Genomic DNA, 23,057 nt, shown 5'->3' with positions numbered 1-23,057 from the left:
ATAGATAAATCTGATAAGAAACTCTCACTTGATATTTCGATTGGTGTTATAACGTCAAAAATAGACTCTTCTACAAGAAATGGACCTTTAAAAAAAGACTTAGGATCATATGATTAACCTTAATTAACCTTAATAGGTTGATAAACGGTTGATTTCAAGGATGATCTTAGGAAATAACATTCAGGCTTTGCCTGATCTTGTTGGCTTTATGTATAAGGTCCTGTTTTTCATTACTGATAATGGTTACATGACCCATCTTCCGACCCGGTCTTGTTTCCTTCTTTCCATATAAATGAACAAAGGCATTGTCGATCTTCAGAACTTCATTTAAACCTACATATTTCGCTTCTCCTGAATGTCCTTCACTGCCAATTATATTAACCATAATGGATGGAAACAGGTATTTGGTATTTCCAAGTGGATGTCCCAGTATAATTCGCCAAAGCATATCAAACTGTGATGAATAATGCGCTTCAATGGTATGGTGCCCGCTATTATGAACCCTGGGTGCAGTTTCATTAACAAAGACCTCATTATTCTCATCAACAAACAATTCTACCGCAAATAACCCGGCAGATTTAAAATTCCGGACCACGGTTAGTGCAATGGCTTCCACTTTCCATAATACCTGTTGGGTAATGTCGGCCGGGCAAAGCTGGAAATCCAATTGGTTCAGGTCTTTATTAAACATCATTTCCACCGGTGGGTAAAGAGCTGTTTTTCCTTCCTGGTCCACCGCTACGATCTGGGCAATTTCCTTTTTGATCTTTATCTTCTTTTCTAATACGCTGTGTTCATCAAAGAACAAATGACTGTTGGATAAGTTGTCAATGATCTGAACCCCCCGGCCATCATAACCGCCTTCCGCCAATTTTTGAACTGCGGGTAACAAATGAGGTAACTGTCCGATCTCGTTTTTACTATTAATTATGGCAAATTCGGCTGTTGGAATGCTATGTTCCAGGTAATATTCTTTCTGGCGAACCTTGTTTTTGATGATCCTGAGCACAGAGGGCCTGGGAAATACTTTTACACCTTCAGCTTCCAGTCTTTCCAGAGCCTCAATATTCACATTTTCAATTTCAATTGTAATAGCATCTAAGCCTTTTCCAAAATGGTAAACCGTTTCATAATCCCGGATATTGCCCTTTATAAAATAACGGCATAAATGAGCCGCCGGGCATTCATCATCATTTTCCAATACATGTGTTTCCACCTGGTAGTTTGCAGCCGACTGTAATAACATTCTTCCCAATTGGCCACCGCCTAAAATGCCCACTTTTAACATGCGGCGAAGATAGGAACTGTTTATAGTTAAAACCTCCCGTTTTGAGATTGCCGGATCATGAATTAAACCAAGCTTTCTATCTCTGACTAAGGCCTGATTAAGTCATTCTTCTTTGGCTTGAGAGTTGTGCATATTTTAAAAAGAACTTTTATGCATGAGCTCCATACCTCAAAGGACCTGGATGCTTTGATGGAGGATATTGCGGATGCAAAAGTGGTTATGTTAGGGGAGGCATCGCATGGCACCCACGAGTATTACACCTGGCGTTCAACAATTACCAAAAGGTTGATCCAGGAAAAAGGATTCAGCTTTATTGGGGTGGAGGGAGACTGGCCGGATTGTTACAGGATCAACCGGTATATCAAAGGTTACAAAGATGGTGGTCATGATATTCAAGCAATTCTGAAAGGTTTCGACCGCTGGCCTACATGGATGTGGGCTAACTGGGAGGTGGCAGCCCTGGCTGAATGGCTTAAGGAAGGTAATGGATCGAAGTCGCTTAATAAGAAGATAGGGTTTTATGGTCTTGATGTTTACAGCCTTTGGGATTCCATGAAACAAATGCTGGAATACCTGGAAAAAGAAGATGCACAGGCAGCAGCAGCTGTTAAAAAGGCTATCCAGTGCTTTGAGCCATATGAAGAAAATGAACAACTATATGCGCGTTATTCACTTACAGAGCATTCCTGCAGGGATAAGGTTCTCGAGCTTTTAAAGGAAGTCCGGTTGCGGGCGCAATTCCTTGACGGGGACCCTGAAGCAGGTTTCAATACTGAACAAAATGCACTGGTAGCAGTTAATGCTGAAAAATATTACCGTGTAATGATGGGATTTGATAATGAAAGCTGGAATGTCCGTGACAGGCATATGATGGAAACTCTTGACCGGTTATTGACATTTCATGGAAAAACTGCGAAAGCAATTGTTTGGGAACATAATACCCACATTGGCGATGCCAGGGCTACAGATATGAGGAGGGGAGGAATGGTAAATATAGGTCAGTTGGCCAGGGAACAATATGGGATCAACCAGGTATACCTGGTAGGTTTTGGTAGTTACCAGGGCAAGGTGATAGCAGGTGAGGAATGGGGTGCACTCATGGAAGAAATGGAAGTGCCACCGGCAAGGGAAGGCAGTATAGAACACCAGTTGCATACAGAGAATCCCCGCGACCGTTACCTGCTTTTTAATGCAGAAGATATTCAAAGAAAATATGAAACTTCTATCCGCCATCGTGCCATTGGAGTGGTTTACAACCCCGAAAGAGAAAGGCATGGAAACTATGTGCCATCAGTGATGTCACAACGATACGATGCCTTTGTATTCCTTGATACTACCACTGCATTGCATCCATTGCATTTGAAGCCACATGATGAAAAGATGCCGGAAACCTACCCTTTTGGTTTTTGAACATTATGCCTGGAAATAAAAAAAGCAGCCCGGAAGCTGCTTTTTATCGTGAGTAAATTTTTTTATTTTGATGTTTTGATCTTGCTGATCTCTTTTATTTTGAAATAATTATTGGCTTTTGGCAGGTATACTTCTTTTTCAATCCATGAGATGGATATTTCTTTGCCTATCATTGAGTTGATCTTTTCGCCAAAGAAATTCTCTGATCCGTCAAAGTATTCAAGCCAGATAAAGTCATGTTCCCTGTTGGATGCATCCTTTAAGGTGATATACACAAAATCCTTTTTATCTACTTTCAGCAGTTTACCAGTGGTAACGCTTTCTTTAACCGCATCATCACCATCATTCTTTTCTTTCGCCGATATTTTGGCAAATTCAATATAACTAGAACATTTTTGTCTCAATAACTCTTTGCCTATTTCTACACCAAGATCCCGCATGGCAGATTGATTAGTAACATCCAATCCTCTTTCTTCTGCTATTTGAACAATATGCTCCATTGCGCCCGTTGTAAAGCAGTTCATTGCGGCATCTTTATATTCCTGTACTTTGGAGGCGTCATATTTGACCTTTGACAAGCAACCACATATATCATCAGCAGCTTTTTGCATTGTGGTCTTTGTTTCCTGGGCCCCGGCAATCAAGCCAATTAATAAAATAAAAGGGGTAACGAACCGTTTTTTCATAAGAAGTAGTTTTCGCAATGATACATAATTTAATTGGGCATGGAAACTGACATTGTGCCTTAATTTTACAATAAGTATTTAAAATATTTACTATGTCGATTGCTGCTATTCAAAAGGAAAATACTGGTACCCAAACTGATTTTTTACCTCTCCAGGGCACTGATTATGTTGAATTTTACGTAGGAAATGCCAAACAGGCTGCTCACTATTATATGAGTGCTTTTGGTTTCCAGGCACTGGCTTATTCAGGTCCTGAAACTGGTGTAAAGGATAAAGTAAGCTATGTTGTAAGACAGCACAAACTCACCTTTGTATTGACTACCCCGTTAAAAGCCGGAAACGAAATAGCTGATCATATATATAAACATGGTGATGGAGTGAAGTTTCTTGCATTAATGGTGGATGATGCTACTAATGCCTGGGAACAAACGACCAAAAGAGGTGGTGTATCTTACCTGGAGCCACAACATTTGAAAGATGAGGGTGGCGAAGTGGTCATAAGCGGGATCCATACTTATGGAGATACCGTTCATTTGTTTATTGAAAGGAAAAATTATAAGGGTGCATTTTTGCCAGGTTACAGGCCCTGGAGCAATCCTCATTTTGCACCGGCAGATACAGGGTTGTTATATGTTGATCATTGCGTAGGCAATGTTGGATGGAATCAAATGAATCCATGGGTGCGATTTTATGAAGATGTAATGGGATTTAAAAATATTCTGACTTTTGATGATGAGGATATTTCAACTGAGTACTCGGCACTTATGAGCAAGGTAATGAGCAACGGGAATGGGTATGTTAAATTCCCTATCAATGAACCCGCAGAGGGGAAGAAAAAATCCCAGGTAGAAGAATACCTTGAATTTTATAATGGAGAGGGTGTACAGCATGTGGCTCTGGCTACACATGATATAGTCAAAACAGTCAGGGACCTGATGGGCAGGGGAGTTGAATTTTTGAAAGTTCCCAATAGTTATTATGATGATCTGCTGGATAGGGTAGGACATATTGATGAAGACCTTGAACCATTGAAAGAGCTTGGCATTTTAGTTGACCGGGATAATGAAGGATACCTGTTACAATTATTTTCCAAACCTGTCCAGGACAGGCCAACACTTTTCTTTGAGATCATCCAACGAAAAGGCGCTAAAAGCTTTGGTAAAGGAAACTTCAAGGCTCTGTTTGAAGCAATAGAAAGAGAACAGGAGGCCAGGGGTAACCTTTGAACCAGGAACCACCCAGGTTTTTATTGAAATGTCGGACCTTCAAACCAAGATCGGGTTGGTAGTTGAAGATTTTTAACCGGGGAATAAAGCGTCTGGGATATTGTCAATTATCCAGTCATGGCAGACATTTTTTCCATGAATGAATGTAATTGTCGAAGTTAGTTACTGCCTTACCGAGTTCTGATTCAGCATATTATAGTTTTGTTTACATTTATAACCAGAACTTGCTTCATTCTTAAAGCGCTCATTCAATGAAAAACCTTTTAGTTGCCGTATTATTTCTTTTAATAGCTGCGCCTGCTTTCAGCCAGGGGCCCAGTGCTTCCTTTGTAGATTATCAAAGGGCATTACCCCGGCCGGGAGATGCACTGAAGCGGAAAGAAGATACTTTGCAAAAACAGTTTGCTGCTAAAGGACTTTCCTGGCCAGCCAGGTACGTATATATCCGCTCCTTTAAATATGATGGGGAACTGGAAGTATGGATCAAAAATGAGCGTAAGGAACCCTTTAAGCTTTTCAAGACTTACAGAATATGTGCATTGGCAGGAACTCTGGGACCTAAGCGTATGCAGGGAGATTACCAGGTACCTGAAGGGTTTTATTATATTAATGAATTTAACCCCAATAGCGCATATTACCTGTCTCTTGGATTGAACTATCCCAATGCTTCGGACAGGATATTAAGCGATTCCCTTCATCCCGGGGGCGATATATATATTCATGGCAGCTGTGTTACCGTGGGGTGCATTCCAGTGACAGATAAGCAAATTGACGAGATCTATATTTTAGCAGCCTATGCCCGGAATAACGGTCAGGATTATATTCCTGTGCATATTTACCCTGTGCGGTATAATAATAAAAGAAGTGCCGCTTACCTTGCGAACCTGGCTAAAAGTGATAGTCAGCTAAAATCCTTTGCCGATCAACTTGAAAGTGTGTATGATCATTTTGAGATCACACACCAACTTCCTGTCATTATGACCAGTAGTAATGGAGACTATGTATATGACGGCCTGTCTAAAAAAGTTGTAGTGGCCCCGGCTGAAAAAGCTAAAAGAAATCCTGTACCACACAGGACCAGGAATATAACGGAGCTGGCGGATGTTGTAGGGCAATGGCCACAATTTCCTGGTGGCGGAGATAACTTTTTGAAATACCTTGATAAAATGGGAAAGGCGCTTGTGCCATCATTGCCAGACGGAAAAAAGAAAGCCAATATGATGATCGAATTTATTGTTGATAAAGACGGGACACCAACCAATTTTAAAGTACTGAATGGTGTGAGCGAAGACTTTGATGATGAATTGATCACAGTGTTGGAGCAAATGCCTACCTGGCAACCAGCAATACTGAATGATAGTCCTGTAGCGAAAAAAATGAAGCAAAGTTTCCAGATACAGTAAACCTTAAGGTGAAAGTTTATTTTTTCAGCGGCCTTGGTGCTGACAGAAGTGTTTTCAGGCACATTCATTTACCTGCCGGGTATGAACCCATTTATATTGATTGGATTCCCCCATTAGAAAATGAATCTCTTTCTTCCTATTCACTGCGACTGACCAATCATATTGATTTTACAGAACCATTTTCATTGATAGGATTATCAATGGGCGGCATGATAGCTGTAGAAATTGCCAGTCGGCAAAAACCAGCACATCTTGTACTCATTTCCAGCATTCCCACCTCAAGCCACCTTCCACCGTATTATCGTATGCTTGCAAGGGTCAGGCTGCATAGGATACTTCCTATTTCTTTTTTTTTAAAAGGTGCAGTTTTAAAACGTTTTTTCACATCAGAATCAAATGAAGATAAGGCACTGCTTAAAAATATGATCAGTAATGCAGATGTTTCATTTATTCGTTGGGGAATGGAAGCCATTGTTAAATGGAGGATGAATACAATTCCAGAGAATATTACACAGATTCATGGGAACAGCGATGAAATACTTCCCCGGAGGTTTACGAAACCCACATTTACCATAGCCCGGCGCCGGGCATTTGATGGTATTGACAAGGTCTTCGGAGATCAATAATATTTTAAAGGCGGTATTTAATTAAAACCGCTGGCATATTATTGATGAATTACATCTTTATGTTGCAGTAGCACCTGGATGGTTTCAGGCGTTTGTTGTTTTAATATTATTTTCCCTTCCCCGCACAATTCATTCACCAGGATTTCATTGTAATGTCTAATGGTCAATAAGGTTAATCCCCTGGTAACCTGCACATCAAAAAGCTTTGAGGCTTCAAGGGCCAATTCATTGATTTTTTCTGCGTGACCGTCTACAACACACAGCAGGCTGATGGCGCCATTTTGTGTGAGGTTAGGCTTGAACTTTATTTCCTCGAACATCTTATAGAGTTCAGCGGTCAATCCTTCACCAACAAAAGAAAAATCCTTTGAATTCAGCTGTACCAACACCTGGTTTTGCTTGTAAACAATTATAGGAGGCAGGTGATTGACATTTTTATTATGGATGCAGGTACCTTGTTCTTCCGGGTGTAAAAAAGAGCGTACATATAAAGGGATGTTTTTGTTTTGCAGCGGTTTAATGGTCTTGGGGTGAATGACCTGGGCTCCGTAATAAGCCATTTCAATCACTTCACTGTAATTCAACTCCTTTATCCATTCCGCATTCTTATATTCTTTAGGGTCTGCATTCATTACCCCTTTTACATCTTTCCATATGGTCTGGCTCTCCGCATTTAAAAGATTGGCAAATACTGCAGCAGTATAATCACTTCCCTCCCTGCCAAGCGTGGTACTTTCGTTTTCGTCCGTCGCCCCGATGAAACCTTGTGTGATCACTATATTATTTCCCATCAGTAAAGGTTCAATATGTTGCTTTACCCTTTCTGAAGTAAAGGACCAGTCAATGATGGCATCCCTGAAATTATCGTCTGTACGTATAATGTCCCGTACATCTACCCATTTGTTTGCAATGCCTTCATTATTTAAATAATGGCTTACAATGGCTGTTGAAAGTAATTCTCCTATGCATACTATCTGGTCGTAGTAATAATCATAATTCCTCACAGGACGGTCATGTAATAGCCATTCTATTTCTGTAAAAAACTCATTAAGGTGAAAATCTTCATCCGGATTTTCCCCTGAATAAATTGCCAGTTGAGCGGCTATAGAAATATGTTGATCCTTTATCTCTCTAAAAAGCTGCAATGCTGTATCCTTATCTCCTGTAAAAAATGCTTCGGCCACTTTTTCCAGCGCATTGGTTGTTTTGCCCATTGCTGATATCACAACCAATAACCTTTCATTGGCATAATTCTTTAAAATTTCTCCAACAGTTCTGATTCTTTCTGCCGTGCTGACAGACGCGCCCCCAAATTTGAAAACCTTCATAGTTTGCAAAGATGTGTAAAATGAGGACTTTGAAATAAAACTTTCGTCAGTTCAATAGTAGAATCGGCTCTCCTTTATTAAATCTGTATTAGCCTTACTTTTGTCTGCATTAAAACGATTGCATGAGCCCTATAAACAGACAGATCTCGACCCTTGATGAATTTACCATACAATCCCTGAGACAGTTCCCCCATGCCACAGGAGAATTAAGTTCTTTGCTCCGGGATATTGGATTGGCCGCTAAAAGAGTGAATGTTGAAGTAAATAAAGCAGGATTGGTAGATATACTTGGCGATCATGGCAGTACCAATGTTCAGGGAGAAGAAGTAAAAAAGCTGGACATCTATGCCAACAATCAATTTATGGGTGTGTTGCAACGAGGGGTGAGTTGTGCTGGTATCGCCAGTGAAGAACTGGATGATTTTGTTGCCTTCGATGATGCAGTGAGCCGCAACTCCAAGTATATATGCATGTTCGATCCATTGGATGGAAGCGGTAATATAGATGTAAATGTATCTATCGGGACCATTTTTGGAATATACCGAAGGGTCACTGAAAGAGGCACTCCGGTAACTAAAGAAGACTTTTTGCAAAAAGGGATCAACCAGGTAGCGGCGGGGTATGTAATCTATGGATCATCAACAATGTTGGTATATGCTACGCGGAGAGGGGTGAATGGCTTTACCCTGGATCCATCGATCGGGGAGTTTTGTTTAAGCCATCCGGATATCAAATGCCCGGAAATAGGTAAAATATATTCTGTCAATCACGGGAATTTTTTTCAATACGCAGACGGTGTAAAAAAATACATAACAGAATGCCAGCATAAGAATAAGGATACCGGAGGTCCTTATACGCAACGTTATATTGGCAGCATGGTTGCCGATGTTCACCGCAACCTGATCAAGGGTGGTATCTTTATGTACCCCGGAACCATTGAAAAGCCAAAAGGAAAGCTTCGGTTATTATATGAATGCAATCCTTTTGCATTCATTGTTGAAGTGGCAGGAGGGAAATCCTCCAATGGCGAAGCATCCATTTTAGATATACAGCCAACTGAACTTCACCAGCGGGCGCCTTTTTTTGTAGGAAGTAAAAAAATGATGGAAGAACTGGAAGGATACCTGCACCCCCGGTTAGAAAAAGTTAAATAATGGAAAGAACAATTATATCTGTACAAAACCTGGTAAAAAACTATGGAAATTTTGAAGCGGTTAAGGGCATCTCTTTTGATGTGCAGGAAGGAGAGATATTTGGATTATTAGGCCCTAATGGTGCCGGTAAATCAACTACACTAGAGATCATTGAAACGCTGAGAGAAAAGACAAGCGGCAAAGTGATCGTTGATGGATTGGATATCGACAAGGATCCCAATGAGATCAAAAAGATCATAGGTGTGCAGTTACAGACCAGTGGGTTTTACCCGGTGCTGAATTTGATAGAATTAATTGACCTGTTTGCAGGGCTATACAACCGTAAGGCCAACGCTATGGAATTGCTGGACAGGGTGAACCTGCGTGATAAAGCAAAATCAAAAGTAAAAGAGCTGAGCGGCGGTCAAAAACAACGCTTTTCTATTGCTACTACCATGATCAATGATCCCAGGATCATATTCCTCGATGAGCCAACAACAGGATTGGATCCGCAGGCCAGGAGAAATCTTTGGGAATTGATACGTGAGATCAGGAAAAAAGGAACTACCGTTATTCTCACTACCCATTACCTTGACGAAGCTGAATACCTTTGCGACAGGGTGGCAATAGTAGATAGTGGTAAAATTGTTGCAATGAATACACCGGACAAACTCATTGACGAATTGGTAGCTACGGGTTTTGAACGGCCAAAAGAGGTTAAAAAAGCCAACCTTGAAGATGTATTTATTCATCTTACCGGCCGCACATTAAGAGAAGAATAAAAAATAACCATATGGGATTACAAGATAAATTACGCGGGCACCGCGAAGAAAAGCTCAAGGCTGAAAAAGATGCGGGAGCACAGTTTATGGCTGCCAACAAAAACAATGAAGGCGTTACTGAACTTCCTAATGGTATCCAATACCAGGTGTTGAAGGAAGGCAGTGGCCCAAAGCCCCAGGCAAACAGTAAAGTGAAAGCACATTACAGGGGTGCACTACTAGATGGAAAAGAGTTCGATAGTTCTTTCAAGCGCAATCAACCATTTACAGCACCTTTAACATCACTGATTAAGGGCTGGCAACAGGTAGTTCCTTTAATGCCGGTTGGCAGTATGTGGCGTTTATGGATCCCTTCAGACCTTGCATACGGTGATTATGGAACTGGGGGGATTCCCGGTGGTGCAACTTTGGTTTTTGACATAGAGTTGTTGGAGATCGTTTCCTGATACAGAACATTTTTGTTCCTTCACAGCGGCTTATTGTACAAACTAACTGCTCTTTATTTTACTAATATATATTTATGAGTACAGATCCCCGTTATCCCGTTGGAAAATATGAACCTAAACCTTACTCCGACGATCTGAAAGAACAGTGGCTTTCGGATATCCGGTTCTTTCCTGATTCCATGGAAAATGCCATTCATGATCTGGATGAGCAGCAGTTGCAAACTCCCTACAGGGAGGGTGGATGGACGGTTCACCAATTGGTGCATCATATTGCCGACAGCCATATGAATGCTTATATAAGGTTTAAGCTTGGATATACAGAAAACAATCCTACAATCAGGCCCTACGAAGAAAAGTTGTGGGCTACCACGGCGGATGTAAAAAACCTGCCGGTTAACATCTCCACAACGCTTCTTTTCGCCTTGCACAAACGGTGGTACGAGTTCTTAAAAAGTTTTACCAGGGAGGATTGGGATAAAACTGTCTATCATCCGGAACATCAAAAAGAAATAAGTCTCTGGCTGCTCCTGGGCATGTATGCCTGGCACGGAAAGCACCATGTGGCACATATTACTTCCCTACGTGATAGAATGGGTTGGTAAGAATATCGTACTCTTTTATATTACCTGTCGTCTGGTATGGCAGTCAACTGATCTATATGCATTGGAAAGTTTTGAATTCAGAATACCTTTTTAATGAGCCCTGGTTAACTATTCGTAAAGAGAAATGCGAATTGCCCAATGGAAGGATCATGCCTGCTTACTATACCCTTGAATATCCAAATTGGGTGAGTGCTTTTGCGCTTACCAAAACAGGAGAGGTGGTAATGGTAAAACAATACCGCCACGGTCTGGGTGTAATAAGCACAGAATTGCCCGGAGGCGTTGTAGATAAGGGTGAAACTTTGGAGATTGCGATAGCCAGGGAACTGATGGAGGAAACAGGTTATGTATTTGAATCTTTTGAATTCATTGGAAAGCTGTGTGCCAATCCTGCCACCACCAATAATTATATGCATATGTTTATAGCAAGGGGCGGCGAAAAGCAGGGTCAACAAAAACTGGATGATACCGAAGATATAGAAGTGGTGATCTATTCTATTGAAGAAGTAAAACAATTACTCAGGGAAAATCAAATTGTTCAGTCCCTTCACACTTCAACCATCTTTTATGCGATGCAGAAATTAGGCTTGTCGCAGTATTAATTCTTTGTTTACCTCAGACACAAGGAAAATGCTTCCGCATACAATTACAATATCATTTTCAGAAGCTTTTTTGAGGGCATCCTGTAACGCCTCGTTCACACCAGGATAAACATTTCCCTTCAATGAAAATGCGGCTGCTTTAACCTGTAATTCATTACCTGGCAACGCTCTTGGGATATGTGCCTGTGTAAAATAATAAGACGCATCTCCGGGTAGCAATTCGAGTATAGAGGCCGCATCTTTATCCTTAACCATTCCGAACACCAAATGCAGCTTTTTATATTCCAGGTTTTGTAAATGCTTCAGCATTTGTTCCATGCCATCTTTATTATGTGCTACTTCCAATATTACCAATGGGTTCTGACGTAACATTTCCCATCTTCCTGACAGACCTGTTAATTGTTTTACTATTTTCAAACCTTTATAGATATCCTTTTCCGGCAACGATATGCCCTGTTCTTTTAAAAGATTAAGAGCGGTCAATGTTGTCCTTACATTCTTTTGCTGGTACACGCCAGGTAGGTCAAGTTCCAAAGCAGATTTTCCGGATCCTTTTTTATTTAAATTAATAATGGTTTTCTCTCCTTTCCATTCCTGTGAAATAATATCGTATTGATCTTCTGCAAAAATTATCCGGCTATGTTTTTTACCAGCTTCCTGTATAAAAACCGGGTCTGTTTCTTTTTTCCTTTCCCCTATTACTACAGGAACCTTTTCTTTAATGATCCCTGCTTTTTCTCCTGCAATTTCTTCAAGAGTATTGCCTAGCATATTCATATGATCCCAACCAATATTGGTGATTACGGACAAAACGGGAGAAATTACGTTAGTACTGTCCAATCTCCCACCAAGCCCAACTTCCACAATAGCCATGTCAACTTTCTTATGAGCAAAATAGTCGAATGCCATGGCTACGGTAATTTCAAAAAAAGATGGTTGTATTTCTTCTATGAGTGACCTGATTTTTTCAACGAATGACACAACAAATTTCTCATCAGCCATCTGGCCGTTTACACGGATCCTTTCCCTGAAATCATAGAGGTGAGGGGAGGTATATAAACCTGTTGCGTAGCCGCATGTTTGAAAAACAGCAGCAAGCATATGGCTTACCGAACCCTTTCCATTGGTACCACCAACATGTATAGATTTGAATTGTTGTTCCGGGTTGCCTAAGAAGTCACACAAGATCCTGGTGTTCGTAAGATCTTTTTTAAATGCAGCACTACCAACCCTGCTAAATAATGGGAGCTTATGATATAGATAGTCTAATGTTTCAGGATAATTCACACCCGCAAAAGTATTGCTGTAGCAATTATCCTCTTACTTTAAAATTAAAGATCACTGTACCTTTTTGTCCGCCTTCTGAGGTAGGGAATTTTAATTCAAAGGCCCTGCGGCGGGCGATATCCTTCATTTTTTCTGTCGCTGTGCCGGTTGATCCTTTAGGTTGATAACTGGCAGATATCACTTTCCCATTATCATTGACCACAATGTCCATGGCTATCTTGGCATTCTGATTAAAATCATCTTCAAAGGTCTGGTTAGGAATGCTCAATACTTTTACACCAAAGCTTCTCGGTGAGCCGCTATAGTTTCTTCCATTAGGATCTCCGCCAGGCCTGCCCTGGTCACCATTGCCTCCTGCTATTCCTTCATTTCCACCAGGCTTATAACTATCTGCACCATTACCACCATTGCCATTTCCACCTACTGTTCTTCCCAGTACTGCTCTTGGTCGCGGAGGCGCGGGGTTGACTACAGGTTGTGGTGTTGTACTATTTGATTTAACGGCTTTCGTCTCGGAGTTTATTTTAGTAGCTTCTGGCTTACTAACGGCAGGTTTGATAACGGGAGGAGCATCGTGGCTGTTATCATCCGAACTAACATCTTTTACAGCTTCTTCATTAGATTGAACAGGTTGAGGAGGTGTATAACTGGTTTGCTGGGCAGGTGCAGGATCACCAGGCAATAAAGGCTGATCGGATCCGAAGCCCTGGTCACCACTTCCCAGGTTTACTTCCACATATTCTTCAACGGGAGGAACTTCTTCATGTGGTATGGCAAACTTTACCCATATAAAAATGAAAAGCAAGGCCACCGCTATAGCCGCAGTAATACCAGTTGCTTGTAAATTTTTTTGTCTCTCAAAATCTGCCGACATGGACAAGTGGTTGTTCATACAAATATAAAAGTTCAGGTTTTAAAGAGTTCCACTCAAATCAAAGGAATGAACCCCGGATTGATGGTACTAGTAAAAGCTTTTGTAATTATAGACCCATTAACGCCGCAAAAGTTAGGCAAATTGCCCTGTAAAGTATAGTTTATATGCATGTTTTAACAATTAAAAGCCACTATTCTACGGTATGGGCAACCAGGAATGATTTTCTTACGTATGTATATGCTGAAATGCCTTGAAAGGCTTATTGTTTTTTACACTTAACTATTAAAAAGAAATCTATGGTAAACAGGGCTCTTAATTTTTGCGCTGCCATTCTAATGACAGGAACCGTATTGATAGGAACAAGTTGCAGCAAGGACGATAACAACAACATGCCAGCACCTAAGGTGGATTATACGCTCAGTGGTACTGCGTCAGGTAGCCAGGAAGTACCAGCAGTAACTACTGGTGGTTCCGGAACCGTGACAGGAACTTATAATTCCAATACCAACCTGCTCAATTATACAGTGACCTGGACGGGTCTTTCCGGCCCAGCTACCCTGATGCATTTTCATGGACCTGCGCTGGCAGGAACCAATGCCGGAGTTGCTTTAGGAATTACAGGGTTTACTTCAGCCGCTTCTGGTTCGTATACTGGTTCAGCTACATTAAATGATACCCAGGAAGCAGATCTTTTAGCTGGAAAGTGGTATTATAATGTTCATACAACAGCCAATGGTGGTGGAGAGATAAGAGCACAGGTTGCCGCTCAATAAACAATGTTCATCAGAAATATACCTGCCTGTAATACCAGGCAGGTATATTTATTTTAATGCGCAAAGTCAATATCGTATTGGCCCTTTATTCTTTCCATGGGCGGATTGAAATAGCCATATTTTAACCTGGGAAATTCTTCTTTCAGCAGTTGCATCAATTGTTTCATTCCCAGGATCTCCCCTGAGTCGATCACACCAATTTTTCCTAAATACCAGTCGGGATCAATATTGAAATTTCTCCATTGTATCATGTCAAGGTCTGTATCAATGATCAATTGACGCAGGGCTTCATATTCAGCAACTGAATCAGTCATGCCAGGGAAAACAAAATAGTTAATGGATGTCCATCCGCCAAAAGACTTAACAACTTTAAGACTTTCAATTATATCCTCAAACTGGTAATTATTGGGCCGGTAATAAGGAAGGTAGATCTCTGGTCTTGCCGAATTTGTACTTACCCTTATACTATTCAAACCCACTTCACACAAGGCTTTTACCGCGTTTGGCTTAGAGCCATTGGTATTGATATTAATACTTCCTTTTGAAGTATGCTTCCTGATCTCAATGATAGACTCCTTGATGGTCTCCCACATTAGCAATGGTTCACCTTCGCATCCCTGTCCGAAACTGACTATGGGATAGGGAGCGGTTTCCAGGTGTGGAACAGTATATTCAACAATTTCTGCTGCAGTAGGTTTAAATGTTAGTCTATCCTGGGTAGAAACTATTGTTTCATCTTCTGGTTGAAATGAGATACAACCAACACAATTGGCATTACAGGCAGGGGAGGAAGGTATAGGGCATTCCCACCTGCCTATAAAATAATTTCTGGCAGCAGGACAGTGATAAGTAAGTGCACAGTTGTTGGCCAGGTGTTCTACAAGCCTGTTATGCGGATAGGCTTTTAATAATTGTTGTACGCCAGTTTCTATTTTGCTTTCATCAAATCCTCCACATTCCTGGCGGATATCATTTTCAATGCGGGTTGCAGGCACGAAGAATTTTTCATCATGCCAGCCAACAGCCGTATAACAAAAAAGTGGCAGTGTGGGTGCATCAGGAGCAGTTTCATAGGCTGCAAGGTAAAAGCCGGTATGTGCGGGTGGTATAAAGGCAGCAACTGCCCAACCTTTATCACATAAGCGCATTTCGCCTGTCTTTACATCTATACCAATCCCTCTACGCCCTGGCAATTCATAAAGTTGTCCGCCTTTGGGTAATTCTATCCATTCATCAGAAGGTATGGGCAAGGCGTCCCAGCCACTTCTTCCTACCACGTATAAACTCTGGTCCTCGAAAATGGAACCTTTGCCATCAGAATATAAAATGAATGGAGACATAATAATTTTTTTAAACGCTTTCCATAGCAGTAAGGTACAGCAAACTGTTTGCCTTGATTAACTCGTCAGTTTATTAACTGATGCTTCTGCTTTTTCAATTTGTTCCCTGCAAAAAGCATTGATCTTGGCTACTTCCAAAGTAGAGAGGTCCTGCATTACCTGGTATTGTAAATATTTTTTCTTTACATGAAATAAGGTAAGAAAATCTTCCCTGATGATCACCTCCGTTAAATCTTCCCAGCTTACAAGATGATCCCTGTAGTTTCCGGGGATCTTCACACCTTTTTCATCAAAGAATAAAGTGGTTTCCTGGAAGATCCTTTTTTCTGATAACAAGAGCAGCAGGCATAAAAAAGCAAATAAAAAAAGACCAGCATAATCAAACGTGGTACCCCGCTTCATCATGGCTATGCCCAGTACCAGGAAAGTAATACTTTGTAATACCCTGACCAGTGAATTGTATTTTGCGAACACATCAACTTTCCTGCGGAAAAAACCATAAAACAAGGAAATGCCTGCCACGGCAAAAATGGGAAGAATAGAAATAAATCCCTGGAAATTCAATATCCGGTAATAGTCATAGCCTTTGGCAATAAGAAAGAAACCGGTAATAATATGCAAAAGACCCGCACTACGCCTTTTGCTTTCTATACCATCAATCTTTACCGTGACACTATACATAATTAAGCCGGGTTGCTAGATACCAGCAGGTTGCACAATTTAAATAAAACCCGGGCACCCACATTTGCATCCCAATAGTTCTCACTGGTGCTGACCTCACTTAAATCAAAACCAATGATCTGGCGTCCGGATTGTTGTATCTTTTTGAATATATAAAAAACCTGTTCAGTTTCAAATCCTCCCTGCACTGGTGTGCCTGTGTTTGGACAAAGTTTTGGATCCAGTCCATCAATATCGAAGCTGATATATACCTTTTGTGGAAGCTGGCTCACTATTTCATCAACTACCTGTCTGAAGCTTTCTCCTTCATATTGTCTTTGCCTGATATCAGCATCAAAATACGTCTTAACCTTTTCCGGGTTTTGCTGAATGAACTCATGTTCACCCTGTGAGTAATCCCTGATCCCAACCTGTACCAGCTTTTGCAATTGCGGCACCTCTTTTAAAGCATTGTACATAATGCTGGCGTGGGAATAAACAAATCCTTCATATCCTTCTCTAAGATCGCAATGCGCATCAATTTGAATAATGCCAAACTCGCCATACTTTTCACCAATCGCTTTCATAAAGCCGAGTGGAGTACTATGGTCACCACCAAGAAGTGCTACTAGTTTACCCTTTTCCAGGAGTTCTTTGGTTTGATGATATACCCAGTTATTTAAAAAATAACCACCTTCGTTTACCTCTTTCAGTGTTTTACACATGAACTGGTTATTGGCAACAATATCTCCTTTGGATATATAATCGATATATAGCTCAGCTTCTTTACGCAGGTAATCGCTTTTCAGCAGCACCTTGCGATCGGTTTCTTTCATAAAGAAACCCTGCTTCCAACCTTCCCGCACTTCGGGGTCAAAAAGATCAACCTGCAGAGAAGCCCGCATGATCTGTTCTGCTGAGCGGGCAGTGCCTGCACCAAAGCTCACTGTTACTTCCCAGGGAATAGGGATGATCACCAGCCTGGCATCATCTTCAGAAAAGGGAAGACCAAAAATATTATTGTTGGGATTCCCTGCATCATTAGGATCAAAATTCGAAAGATCGGTCATGTTTGATTGTTAAAGCGGTGCAAGATAGCAAGCTTTCAGGTTCTTTTACTTCTCCCGGCCGTCTCGTTTGGCCAATGTGCGAAAGTTTAATGTTTCTTTTAGTTCAGGATACGTAGAATCTACTTTATATACTCTTATTTTCCACATGTTTCCATGTTTGAACATTATAGTTTTGTGAAAAACGGTGCCAATTGAGCAATTAGAAACATAAACCGGGCGGGGGAGAGCCTTTTTGCTCTAACTTTGCTAGGCCATTTAGTGCAAACAATTTGGTCACATAGCTACGGTTTCAGCACCAGAATGTTTTACTGGCTTAAACAACTGTTCGGAGATGAAAAAAATTCATATTGTACTCTTACTCCTCGTTATTGGTGGAATTGTAGGGATGTCCTTTTTTATTAAGGACCTGACAACACAGGAAACCTTCTCTTCAGCCGCTCAGAAAAAGGATTTTGTAGTTGTAAAGGTTCAGCTTGATAAGAATGCGCCTGTTGAATATGATGGATTAAAAAATCCAAATCTCACTGTTTTTTATGCCATGGACCAGGAAGGTAAACGTAGCAAGGTATTGTATAAAAATGCAAAGCCTACAGATATAGAAAAAAGCGATGGTATTGATCTTAATGGTTATATGCGTGATGGCTATTTTGAATGTACCAAGCTTCAAATGAAATGCCCTTCCAAGTACAAAGATGATATGAAGGTCGCTCAGAAAAATCTCCCATCAGGCGATAGCGCCAGCACAAATAAATATTGATCAGGAATGAATTTTATTGGTGAGCATTTATTGCCCGGCCAGTTGGGCCACTTTTTTTTACTCCTTTCTCTCGTTGCTTCTATCGGTGCCACTGTCAGTTATTTTTTGAGTGTTCAAAAAAGCTCCTTCTATAATGCTGGCGATGCACTGAAAGGTGCTGGAGGCTTTGCAGTCAATCCCGCATGGAGAAAACTGGCCAGGATCTTCTTTATCACAGAAGCTATATCTGTTTTTGCGGTATTTGTGACATTATTCTACATTATCAGTAACCACCTTTTTGAATACAAATACGCCTGGCAGCATAGCAGTTTGTCTTTGGAGATGAAATACCTGTTAAGCTGCTTTTGGGAGGGACAGGAAGGTAGTTTCCTTTTATGGAGCATATGGCATTGTGTACTTGGCCTGGTAATTATCTGGCGCGAAAAAGAATGGGAAGGCCCTGTGATGACCGTGATCAGCTTTGCCCAGTTCTGCCTGGCCACCATGTTGTTGGGAGTTAGCTTCTTTGGGCTTAAATCAGGCTCCAATCCTTTTATCCTGCTGCGGAATTCCGGAGTGCTTGACAATGCCCCCGTATTTTATGGCGCAGATGGTTTAATGCGTCAGGATTATCTCTCTCTTATTAAAGATGGTAATGATCTGAATCCCCTGTTACAGAATTACTGGATGGTTATACATCCCCCTGTTTTATTTTTAGGTTTCGCTTCTACTATAGTTCCTTTTGCATTCGCCATTGGCGGATTATGGACCAAAAGATTTACGGAATGGACCAGGCCCGCACTTCCCTGGGCGCTGTTTTCAGCAGGAATACTCGGGCTCGGAATTATGATGGGTGCAGCCTGGGCTTACGAATCCCTGAACTTTGGTGGCTACTGGGCATGGGACCCCGTAGAAAATGCTTCACTTGTCCCATGGATGGTATTAGTGGCAGGTGTTCATACACTGCTCATTTACCGACATACAGGTAATGCTTTACGGACAACGAACCTCTTTTTAATTCTGGCCTTTGTCCTGGTTCTATATTCCACTTATCTCACACGTAGTGGCGACTTGCAGGATACTTCAGTACATGCCTTCACGGGAGAAGGCATTACCAAATGGCACCTGCGGGGGTTGTTGCTGGTATTTCTGCTTCCTTCCTTTATACTTTTTTTCAACAGGTATAAACGAATTCCTTTTATTGCGAAAGAAGAGGAAGGTTCTTCCAGGGAATTCTGGATGTTCATTGGCTCGCTGGTCTTATTTCTTTCAGCTATTGTGATCATTGCCATGACCTCCATTCCGGTGTTTAACAAGATAGCTGGTTTATTTACCGGTAATGCAAAGACGTTTAAAGCTTTTGCTGTGGGAGAAGATGCCGCTTTTGCCTACAACCGCATCCAGATCTTTGTTGCGATTATCATTGGCTCACTTACAGCCATCGGTATGTATTTGAAATACAAGACCACAGGTAAGCCCTTTTTCAAAAAGATGGTTGTTCCTGCAGTAATCGGGTTGGTAGCAGGTGGATTGATCCTGGCATTTGGCAATATCGATTACAGGGAACATGGCATTGGCTATCTCGGAGCCATCTGGCTGGCTTTACTCGCTTCTGTTTATTCATTGATAGCCAACGGCAGTTATATTTTTACCGGTCAAAAAGGGGTGCTTAAAAAGGCCGGAGGCGCTATTGCCCACGTGGGCTTTGCCATGATGCTTACCGGTATCCTCATCTCTTCATCCAAAAAAGAGGTCATATCTCATAACACTACCGGCATCTTCCTGAACTTTGGTGAGGGAAGTAAAGAAAAACCAGGAGAAAACCTCACGCTGATCAAAGGTGTGCCCACAAAGATGGGAGAGTTCACTGTAACTTATGACAAGGACTCTGCGCATCCTAAAAAACCATTGTGGTTCTATCATCTGAAGTTTGAAAAAGATGGCAGGGAAAGCTTCTCTCTTGCGCCTAATGCATTCGTTAACTATAAGGGTAACGAAGGGCTGATGGCGAATCCTGATGCCAAGCATTACCTCACACACGACATATTTACCTATATCACATCCCTTCCGGATCCTTCAAAGGCAAATGAGGATACAACTTCATTCAAATCAAGAGAAGTGGCAATAGGAGATACTGTTTTTTATTCTAAAGGCTTTGCAGTACTGGAGGATGTTTCTTCTATTAAAAATATTCCAGGGGTAGAATTTGGAGCTAATGACAGCGCTTCCGTAGCAACCATTAAGGTGATCTCCAAGACCTCTTCCATTTTTACAGTAAAACCTACAGTCATCAACCTGAAAGGAACCGTTTTTACCCAACCGGATACGGTACTCCAGGAAAGCCTGGTGATGCAGTTGCAGAAGGTTGACGGTAAAAAGATCACACTGGGATTGAAAGAGTCGGATGCCATTATGCAATATGTTACACTTAAGGCCTATAAATTTCCTTTTATCAACCTTCTTTGGCTGGGAACCGTGCTTATGGTCCTGGGTTTTATGATCAGCATGGCCTGGGGCATCCAGAATAACCGGAAAAAACCTACCGGGAAGGAAAAAGGGGTAAAGATGGCAGGGGTACAGGAGCAGGCATTTGAGGCGTAAACCTCCATGAACGCATCATTCAATGCGAAAAAGATTATTCAAACTTCCAGGCTGATTACAGGGAAATTTAGCCTTTTTTAAACAGCGTTTCTTTTAACTTGCTTGTCTGTTTTAAAAGGCAAAATTCATTTGTATATTTAAATATGCCCCGGATCTTCTCCATACTCATTTTTTTTATCCTGGTAGGCACAACACAGGTTTGCAGGGCTCAGGAGGATTCCACTCATCCCAATCCTTCCAAGTGGGGCGCCAATGATACCATTATGGTTCCAGCGATCTATTACAATGGCGAGTGGATGCCTTATGGTGAAATGGATATGGTCTATATCTCCAAGCTTTCCCCTGATGACCTGGCCAAGGTATTAGCGGCGTATAACAGGTTACGAAATGCCGTATATGTTACGCTGCCTTATGCAAAATCTGCGGCCGTTATTATCAATGATGTAAATAATCAATTGGTGGGTGTGAACTCTAAAAAAGACCGGAAAGCTTATATTAAAACAAGGGAAAAAGAGTTAAAAGATAGATTTACTGAACCGCTTTCCAATCTTTCTGTATACCAGGGAAAAGTGCTCATGAAATTAATTTACCGTGAAACTGGTAATAATTGTTATGAGATCATCAAAGAATACCGTGGTGGTTTTAATGCACGGTTATACCAGACTGTTGCTTTCTTTTTTGGAAGTAGTCTAAAACAGGAATTTGATATCCAGACAAATCCTACCGATCGCCAGATCGATGCCATAGTACAGGAAATTAATGGTTCATGGTATAATAATGCTTACAAACCCGGATACCGGCCTGGGAGATAGGGTGGAAGTCAAAAGCAACATTTGCCCACAGGTCCTTTATACTATGCCGTTATTTTAGTATCAAATATGCCGCTCTAATCCAGTTCAAAGTCCTTCCTTCACCAGGATGACATCATGTTCGTTTATATATTGCGGTTAGGTTGCTACTTTGATAGGTATAGTAAAAGTAGCTTGAAGTAATAGCTTGCCTGCAACTAATAATGCTCTATGACCTAAAACCATTAATTGACCTAATGTATGATTGCACCCAATAGTCCTGCCCAGACCTAAAGAACCAGAAACGAAAAACTAAAAACCAGAAACGCTTAAACAGCATGTTTAAGGAGAAAAAACGGAATCATATAATCCGGTGGAAAATCTCCCTCAAACCTCACCTTCCAATCATAGTCATTCATGTATAGCTCCATGAACTCCTTGTCATCATCACTGAGTGGTGCCTGAACTTTAATATCCAGCTTATTCTTTAGCTTCTTTACCTTTTCGGGCTTTGGCTCTTTCAGCCTTTGATCCAGTTCCTGTTCAAAGGAAGAGAGCAATAGGGTAAACTGCTCCTGGGTAAGGGAGATACGCTTTTGCTCTTCCAGGAAATGGTACAGGGCAGTAAATACATCCCCTTTAGCCATTCCGTGCTTCAGGCAAACAATGGCTATGGTCCTTACCTGTTTAAACAACTGCCTGTACCTTCTTTTAACCGGTACAAAGTGGTAGATGATCGAAGACATGATATTGCCTGTACCAAACCTTTCTGCGCTTCTGCGGCTTCCTTCAAAGGCAGGATCACTCCAGTAGCGCTTTGAATCCACTCCGGGCAGCAGTCTTACCAGGTAGCCCCATTCAGGGTCATAATAAAAGTTCACGTTATCATCCACTGTACCTATTGCCTTGATGTAGCCTACTTGCTTTGCCATATGATATTGGTTTTATAGCTGCAAGTTTTTGAAAATCCCTCTCAGTTCAAAACCCCTATGTCCGTTTTGGCCGCTTTTGGCCGATTTGACCGGTTTTGTCCGCTTTTGGCCATATTGGCCGGTTTTGTCCGTTTTCCTCTCTAACCAATTGATCCTTACTTCTTTTTCTCTCATTGAACATTGAAAATTGAGCATTGCTCATTGAGCATTCTTCCTCCTTCAACCTAAGCCTAGACAGCTATAAACAATGCCTCTCCAACCTAACCCCACTTCATCATTCAATATTCCTTGTTCATCTGTTCGATATTCCCACCCTTCTTCCTATCTACAGTATACCAACGCTCTAGCTGCAGTATAGCTACGGTATAGATACTGCGTGATGATCACGCAGTATCTATACCGCAGATAGGGCGTAGATAGGGCGTAGATAGGGGGAAAGTCTACCTATAGCCCTAAAGTGATAT

The 23,057-nt window shown here is 41.4% G+C and carries 22 protein-coding genes; 13 read left to right on the top strand and 9 right to left on the bottom strand.

The window, feature by feature from the left end; genetic code table 11:
* Positions 1–166: 166 nt before the first annotated feature.
* A complete protein-coding gene (locus BP74_RS09445; protein ID WP_496373418.1) occupies positions 167–1,288 on the bottom strand; it encodes a 5-(carboxyamino)imidazole ribonucleotide synthase in 1,122 nt (373 codons plus the stop codon).
* 150 nt (positions 1,289–1,438) lie between these two features.
* On the opposite strand from BP74_RS09445, the gene BP74_RS09440 reads away from it, so the two are divergent.
* A complete protein-coding gene (locus tag BP74_RS09440) occupies positions 1,439–2,698 on the top strand; it encodes an erythromycin esterase family protein (protein ID WP_496373416.1) in 1,260 nt (419 codons plus the stop codon).
* A 62-nt stretch (positions 2,699–2,760) separates the two neighbouring features.
* Here the strand turns inward: BP74_RS09440 and BP74_RS09435 are convergent, their stop codons facing one another.
* Complete coding sequence (locus tag BP74_RS09435) at positions 2,761–3,384, bottom strand: hypothetical protein (RefSeq protein ID WP_496373414.1); 624 nt, start codon at positions 3,382–3,384, stop codon at positions 2,761–2,763.
* A gap of 92 nt (positions 3,385–3,476) precedes the next feature.
* Here BP74_RS09435 and hppD point away from each other — a divergent pair, with 92 nt between their 5' ends.
* The 3 genes from hppD to BP74_RS09420 all read left to right on the top strand — a co-directional run bounded on the left by hppD (position 3,477) and on the right by BP74_RS09420 (position 6,639).
* Positions 3,477–4,610, top strand: a complete 1,134-nt coding sequence (gene hppD / locus BP74_RS09430) for a 4-hydroxyphenylpyruvate dioxygenase (protein ID WP_496373412.1) — start codon at positions 3,477–3,479, stop codon at positions 4,608–4,610.
* Positions 4,611–4,861: 251 nt separating this feature from the next.
* Positions 4,862–6,013, top strand: a complete 1,152-nt coding sequence (locus BP74_RS09425) for a L,D-transpeptidase family protein (protein ID WP_496373410.1) — start codon at positions 4,862–4,864, stop codon at positions 6,011–6,013.
* Positions 6,014–6,021: 8 nt separating this feature from the next.
* On the top strand, positions 6,022–6,639 hold the full coding sequence (locus BP74_RS09420; RefSeq protein ID WP_496373408.1) for an alpha/beta hydrolase: 618 nt from the start codon (positions 6,022–6,024) through the stop codon (positions 6,637–6,639).
* A gap of 38 nt (positions 6,640–6,677) precedes the next feature.
* Here BP74_RS09420 and BP74_RS09415 read toward each other — a convergent pair whose 3' ends face one another.
* Positions 6,678–7,967, bottom strand: a complete 1,290-nt coding sequence (locus BP74_RS09415; RefSeq protein WP_496373406.1) for an aspartate kinase — start codon at positions 7,965–7,967, stop codon at positions 6,678–6,680.
* A 122-nt stretch (positions 7,968–8,089) separates the two neighbouring features.
* Here BP74_RS09415 and fbp point away from each other — a divergent pair, with 122 nt between their 5' ends.
* The 5 genes from fbp (at position 8,090) to BP74_RS09390 (ending at position 11,532) form a co-directional block, all read left to right on the top strand.
* Positions 8,090–9,121, top strand: coding sequence for a class 1 fructose-bisphosphatase (gene fbp / locus BP74_RS09410; protein ID WP_496373404.1), 1,032 nt, complete (start codon positions 8,090–8,092; stop codon positions 9,119–9,121).
* A complete protein-coding gene (locus BP74_RS09405; protein ID WP_496373402.1) occupies positions 9,121–9,882 on the top strand; it encodes an ABC transporter ATP-binding protein in 762 nt (253 codons plus the stop codon). Before fbp ends, BP74_RS09405 begins: the two co-directional genes overlap by 1 nt.
* Before the next feature lie 11 nt (positions 9,883–9,893).
* Complete coding sequence (gene bamJ / locus BP74_RS09400; protein ID WP_496373400.1) at positions 9,894–10,328, top strand: BamJ family beta-barrel-assembly machinery protein; 435 nt, start codon at positions 9,894–9,896, stop codon at positions 10,326–10,328.
* Positions 10,329–10,402: 74 nt separating this feature from the next.
* Positions 10,403–10,930: a YfiT family bacillithiol transferase gene (locus BP74_RS09395; protein ID WP_496373398.1), complete on the top strand. Its 528-nt coding sequence runs from the start codon at positions 10,403–10,405 to the stop codon at positions 10,928–10,930.
* A 56-nt stretch (positions 10,931–10,986) separates the two neighbouring features.
* The gene (locus BP74_RS09390; RefSeq protein WP_496373396.1) at positions 10,987–11,532 is read left to right on the top strand and encodes an NUDIX hydrolase; all 546 of its coding nucleotides are present in this window, start codon (positions 10,987–10,989) and stop codon (positions 11,530–11,532) included.
* On the opposite strand, the gene BP74_RS09385 is transcribed toward BP74_RS09390, so the two are convergent.
* Both BP74_RS09385 and BP74_RS09380 read right to left on the bottom strand, forming a co-directional pair.
* A complete protein-coding gene (locus tag BP74_RS09385) occupies positions 11,512–12,819 on the bottom strand; it encodes a bifunctional folylpolyglutamate synthase/dihydrofolate synthase (protein WP_496373394.1) in 1,308 nt (435 codons plus the stop codon). The genes BP74_RS09390 and BP74_RS09385 overlap by 21 nt on opposite strands.
* Before the next feature lie 25 nt (positions 12,820–12,844).
* Positions 12,845–13,711, bottom strand: coding sequence for a hypothetical protein (locus tag BP74_RS09380; protein ID WP_496373392.1), 867 nt, complete (start codon positions 13,709–13,711; stop codon positions 12,845–12,847).
* 278 nt (positions 13,712–13,989) lie between these two features.
* Between BP74_RS09380 and BP74_RS09375 the strand changes: the two genes are divergently transcribed.
* On the top strand, positions 13,990–14,466 hold the full coding sequence (locus BP74_RS09375; protein WP_496373390.1) for a CHRD domain-containing protein: 477 nt from the start codon (positions 13,990–13,992) through the stop codon (positions 14,464–14,466).
* Positions 14,467–14,519: 53 nt separating this feature from the next.
* Here the strand turns inward: BP74_RS09375 and BP74_RS09370 are convergent, their stop codons facing one another.
* From BP74_RS09370 to BP74_RS09360, 3 genes are read right to left on the bottom strand one after another with little or no spacing between them, the layout of a single operon-like run.
* The gene (locus BP74_RS09370; RefSeq protein WP_496373388.1) at positions 14,520–15,806 is read right to left on the bottom strand and encodes a radical SAM family protein; all 1,287 of its coding nucleotides are present in this window, start codon (positions 15,804–15,806) and stop codon (positions 14,520–14,522) included.
* A gap of 57 nt (positions 15,807–15,863) precedes the next feature.
* Positions 15,864–16,487: a hypothetical protein gene (locus BP74_RS09365; RefSeq protein WP_496373386.1), complete on the bottom strand. Its 624-nt coding sequence runs from the start codon at positions 16,485–16,487 to the stop codon at positions 15,864–15,866.
* Positions 16,488–16,489: 2 nt separating this feature from the next.
* The gene (locus BP74_RS09360) at positions 16,490–17,536 is read right to left on the bottom strand and encodes an agmatinase family protein (RefSeq protein WP_496373384.1); all 1,047 of its coding nucleotides are present in this window, start codon (positions 17,534–17,536) and stop codon (positions 16,490–16,492) included.
* A 331-nt stretch (positions 17,537–17,867) separates the two neighbouring features.
* Between BP74_RS09360 and BP74_RS09355 the strand changes: the two genes are divergently transcribed.
* The 3 genes from BP74_RS09355 (at position 17,868) to BP74_RS09345 (ending at position 21,685) form a co-directional block, all read left to right on the top strand.
* On the top strand, positions 17,868–18,293 hold the full coding sequence (locus BP74_RS09355; RefSeq protein ID WP_496373382.1) for a cytochrome c maturation protein CcmE domain-containing protein: 426 nt from the start codon (positions 17,868–17,870) through the stop codon (positions 18,291–18,293).
* A gap of 6 nt (positions 18,294–18,299) precedes the next feature.
* Positions 18,300–20,873, top strand: a complete 2,574-nt coding sequence (gene ccsA / locus BP74_RS09350; RefSeq protein ID WP_496373380.1) for a cytochrome c biogenesis protein CcsA — start codon at positions 18,300–18,302, stop codon at positions 20,871–20,873.
* 143 nt (positions 20,874–21,016) lie between these two features.
* Positions 21,017–21,685, top strand: a complete 669-nt coding sequence (locus tag BP74_RS09345) for a DUF4294 domain-containing protein (protein ID WP_496373378.1) — start codon at positions 21,017–21,019, stop codon at positions 21,683–21,685.
* A 305-nt stretch (positions 21,686–21,990) separates the two neighbouring features.
* Here the strand turns inward: BP74_RS09345 and BP74_RS09340 are convergent, their stop codons facing one another.
* Positions 21,991–22,593, bottom strand: a complete 603-nt coding sequence (locus BP74_RS09340) for a hypothetical protein (RefSeq protein WP_496373376.1) — start codon at positions 22,591–22,593, stop codon at positions 21,991–21,993.
* Positions 22,594–23,057: the final 464 nt, after the last annotated feature.

This window comes from Flavisolibacter ginsengiterrae DSM 18136, assembly GCF_059568575.1.
Note: the sequence above shows the minus strand (reverse complement) of the source record. Positions and strands in the feature narration are given on the sequence as shown.

Coding starts and splice junctions, on each gene's coding strand:
- BP74_RS09405 (WP_496373402.1), top strand. CDS start 9,121: ATGGAAAGAACAATTATATCTGTACAAAACCTGGTAAAAAACTATGGA.
- BP74_RS09365 (WP_496373386.1), bottom strand. CDS start 16,487: ATGTATAGTGTCACGGTAAAGATTGATGGTATAGAAAGCAAAAGGCGT.
- BP74_RS09415 (WP_496373406.1), bottom strand. CDS start 7,967: ATGAAGGTTTTCAAATTTGGGGGCGCGTCTGTCAGCACGGCAGAAAGA.
- fbp (WP_496373404.1), top strand. CDS start 8,090: ATGAGCCCTATAAACAGACAGATCTCGACCCTTGATGAATTTACCATA.
- hppD (WP_496373412.1), top strand. CDS start 3,477: ATGTCGATTGCTGCTATTCAAAAGGAAAATACTGGTACCCAAACTGAT.
- BP74_RS09375 (WP_496373390.1), top strand. CDS start 13,990: ATGGTAAACAGGGCTCTTAATTTTTGCGCTGCCATTCTAATGACAGGA.
- BP74_RS09360 (WP_496373384.1), bottom strand. CDS start 17,536: ATGACCGATCTTTCGAATTTTGATCCTAATGATGCAGGGAATCCCAAC.
- BP74_RS09445 (WP_496373418.1), bottom strand. CDS start 1,288: ATGTTAAAAGTGGGCATTTTAGGCGGTGGCCAATTGGGAAGAATGTTA.
- BP74_RS09390 (WP_496373396.1), top strand. CDS start 10,987: ATGCATTGGAAAGTTTTGAATTCAGAATACCTTTTTAATGAGCCCTGG.
- BP74_RS09340 (WP_496373376.1), bottom strand. CDS start 22,593: ATGGCAAAGCAAGTAGGCTACATCAAGGCAATAGGTACAGTGGATGAT.
- BP74_RS09425 (WP_496373410.1), top strand. CDS start 4,862: ATGAAAAACCTTTTAGTTGCCGTATTATTTCTTTTAATAGCTGCGCCT.
- bamJ (WP_496373400.1), top strand. CDS start 9,894: ATGGGATTACAAGATAAATTACGCGGGCACCGCGAAGAAAAGCTCAAG.
- BP74_RS09435 (WP_496373414.1), bottom strand. CDS start 3,384: ATGAAAAAACGGTTCGTTACCCCTTTTATTTTATTAATTGGCTTGATT.
- BP74_RS09355 (WP_496373382.1), top strand. CDS start 17,868: ATGAAAAAAATTCATATTGTACTCTTACTCCTCGTTATTGGTGGAATT.
- BP74_RS09345 (WP_496373378.1), top strand. CDS start 21,017: ATGCCCCGGATCTTCTCCATACTCATTTTTTTTATCCTGGTAGGCACA.
- BP74_RS09370 (WP_496373388.1), bottom strand. CDS start 15,806: ATGTCTCCATTCATTTTATATTCTGATGGCAAAGGTTCCATTTTCGAG.
- BP74_RS09440 (WP_496373416.1), top strand. CDS start 1,439: ATGCATGAGCTCCATACCTCAAAGGACCTGGATGCTTTGATGGAGGAT.
- BP74_RS09395 (WP_496373398.1), top strand. CDS start 10,403: ATGAGTACAGATCCCCGTTATCCCGTTGGAAAATATGAACCTAAACCT.
- ccsA (WP_496373380.1), top strand. CDS start 18,300: ATGAATTTTATTGGTGAGCATTTATTGCCCGGCCAGTTGGGCCACTTT.
- BP74_RS09380 (WP_496373392.1), bottom strand. CDS start 13,711: ATGAACAACCACTTGTCCATGTCGGCAGATTTTGAGAGACAAAAAAAT.